The organism is Streptomyces misionensis (genome assembly GCF_007896895.1).
GTDB lineage: Bacteria > Actinomycetota > Actinomycetes > Streptomycetales > Streptomycetaceae > Streptomyces > Streptomyces misionensis_A.
This window is the reverse complement of record NZ_VOGW01000152.1, coordinates 1,106-3,766: the sequence shown is the minus strand read 5'-3', so window position 1 is coordinate 3,766 and position 2,661 is coordinate 1,106. Positions and strand designations below refer to the sequence as shown.

At 76.2% G+C, this 2,661-nt stretch carries 2 protein-coding genes; both read right to left on the bottom strand.

Translation table 11 applies throughout. The features are described 5' to 3' along the window. Window positions 1-314: 314 nt before the first annotated feature. Entirely contained in the window at window positions 315-1,187 is an 873-nt protein-coding gene (locus FRZ03_RS25425; protein ID WP_146467476.1) for a cellulose-binding protein, read from the bottom strand. A 227-nt stretch (window positions 1,188-1,414) separates the two neighbouring features. Beyond that, window positions 1,415-2,661, bottom strand: a 1,247-nt coding sequence (locus FRZ03_RS25420) for an SUKH-4 family immunity protein (protein ID WP_186785610.1), incomplete at its 5' end; no start/stop codon positions are given.

The window sequence follows — 2,661 nt, the reverse complement described above, 5'->3', positions numbered from 1 at the left end:
GGTTAGGAACGACCCCGGCACCCCCTCGTCCTCCGCCGGGACGAACCCGCCCCGAGCCGTTCTCCGGAGGACCCCCTAGGGGAACTCCACCGCCGGGTGGAGCCGCGGTCGGGGTCGTCTCCACCTTCGGATGCGGGGCGGGGCACGACCAGACGCGGACTTTCGGCCGGGCGCCGGAAGGGCCGGGCGCCGGAAGGGCCGAGCATCGGAAGGGCCGAGCATCGGAAGGGCCGAGCGTCGGAGAAGCGGGCGCCGGATCCCGACCGGACCCGGCCGGTCCCGACCGATCCCTGCCGGCCCCGGCCCGATCCCTGCTAGTCCAGGGCCGCCCGGCCCGTCAGCATCGTCAGCTTGCTGCGCACGTGGTCCATATGGGCCTGCACGTCGTCCCAGGCCGCGCTGTGCTCACGCAGCACCCGCTCCGTCTCGCGGGCGATGCGGCCGGCCCGGGCGCGGGCCTCGGCGACGATGTCGGCCGCGTGCGTACGGGCCTCCTCCTCGCGATGGCGGGCGTACTCCCCGGCCTGCGCCAGGGCCCGTTCGGCCGCGGCCACTTCGGCCTCGGCACGGGCCTCCAGCCCGACGTGCCGGGCGTCCAGGGCGGCCGACCTCTCGGCCTCCTCGCGCTCGAACCCGGCCAGGCGCTCGTCCTGCTGCCGGGTCTGCTCGGCCAGCAGGGCGGCGGTGTGCTGCCGCGCCTCGCGCAGCGCCGCAAGGGACTGCCTCCGGCTCTCCTTCACCGCCCGGCGGGCCCCGACACGGATGCCGTCGGCCTCGGCGCGCGCGGCGAGGAGCAGTTGACGGGCGTGTTCGTCGGCCTCCGCGCGCAGCGCGTCCGCCGACTCCCGAGCCGCCCGGCGCACGCCCTCGGCGTCCGCCTCGGCCCGCGCGACCCGCTCCCGCGCCTCGCACCGCGCGCGCTCGCGCACCTGCTCCGCCTCCTCCAGCGCGAGCCGGTACAGATTCCGCGCGCCCTCCGCGAGCGTCTCGTACTCCTGCGGCTCCAGCCGCGCGACGGCCTCCCGCAGCCGCGCGAGGTCCGCCGCCATGTCCTTGGCCAGCACGGTCAGCCGCGCGGCACGTTCCCACGCGGCGTCCCGGCACTCGGACAGCGCCTCCAGGTACGCGTCGACCTGGCCGGGGCGGTACCCGCGCCCCCGGACGGTCGCGAAGCCGCCCGGCGGCATCCATGCGCTGCTCACCCTGGGAACCCCTCTCCGGCGGACCTGTCCGACAGGACGACTTCGCGCACATCGTGACGGATGCGGCGGAAGTGTTCATAACGCGACACTCCGCAGCAACGTCACGGGCGCGACATCGTCCGTCACGGCCCAGGCATTCCGGTCCGGCGGTTACCCCTGCTCCCGCACACCCTCCTCGATGACGACCACCGCCGTCTCCGTACGGGCCCGCACTACAGCAGGCCGTCCCACATCTGCTCCAGCAGCACCGACCACCAGCTCTCCGGCGAACCGAGCGCCGCCGGGTCGAGCGCGGCCAGCTGCGCCTGGAAGTCGACGGTCCAGCGGCCCGCCTGCTCCTGGTTCAGCCCGTACCGCAGCCGCCACATCCGGCCCAGCAGCGCCAGACAGCGCACGAACTCCGGCAGCCCGGTGTTCACGAACTGCGGCGGCACCGGCGCACCGCCCGGCCCCGCCTCCACCGGCACGGCCACGATGTTCGCCGTCCCGTACTGCGCACAGACCGCCTTGCCGAAGTCCGTGCCCATCACCAGGTACGACCCCGCGTCCGGCGCCGGCCGCACCCCGCGCTCGGCCGCCAGCTCCGCCAGCGTCGGCACCGGCCGGCCCGGCTGCGCCTGCGCCCAGAAGAACGGGCCCATGTCCAGCGGCAGACCGGCCACCACCAGGGTGTGCGCCACGACCGGCGGCACCCCCTGCCGGGACACCGCCTGCTGCTCGAACCGGAAGACCCCCGGCCCGAACGCCGCCGCCAGCTCCTGCGCCACGCCCTCCGGCGGCACCGGGGGCGCGACCTGCACCGGCGGCAACGGCGCACGCACCGGCGCGGGGCGCGCGGGACCGTCCGCCACCTGGTGCAACTCGCCCTGATGGGCCAGCAGCTGCTGCATGCCCTCCTGGCGGCTCGCATGGTCCGTGCCGTACGGCGCGATGCTCGTGATCCGCGCCTGCGGCCACTGCTCCCGGATCATCCGCGCGCAGTAGGCACCCGGCAGCTCGCACGACTCCAGCTCCGTGTGCAGCTCCAGCACCTGGTCCGGCGGCACGTTCAGCGAGCGCAGCTCATGGAAGATCTGCCACTCCGGATGCGGCGTACCCGGCGCGGAACGCCGGATCAGCTGCTGCTCCGAACCGTCCTGCGCCCGGTAGCGCAGGACCGCCTGGTAGCCCGGACCGACCGTCGGCTGCCCGGCGGGCGGCTGCGGATACCCGTACGCCGGCGGCTGCCCCGGCAGGGGACCACCCGGAGGCGGTACGGCGCCCGGAGGCATCGGAGCGCCGGGCACCGGCGGCGGGGGGCCGGGGACACCCGGTGCGCCGGGCGGCCCCGGAGGCATGCCCGGAGCACCGTGCCCGGGCGGCGGCGGAGGCATGCCGGGACCACCCGGGGGCGGCGCGGCCAGCACGGTCTCCGCGTGGTGCACGGCACCGGGAGGCTGCGGCGCACCGGGAGCCGGGG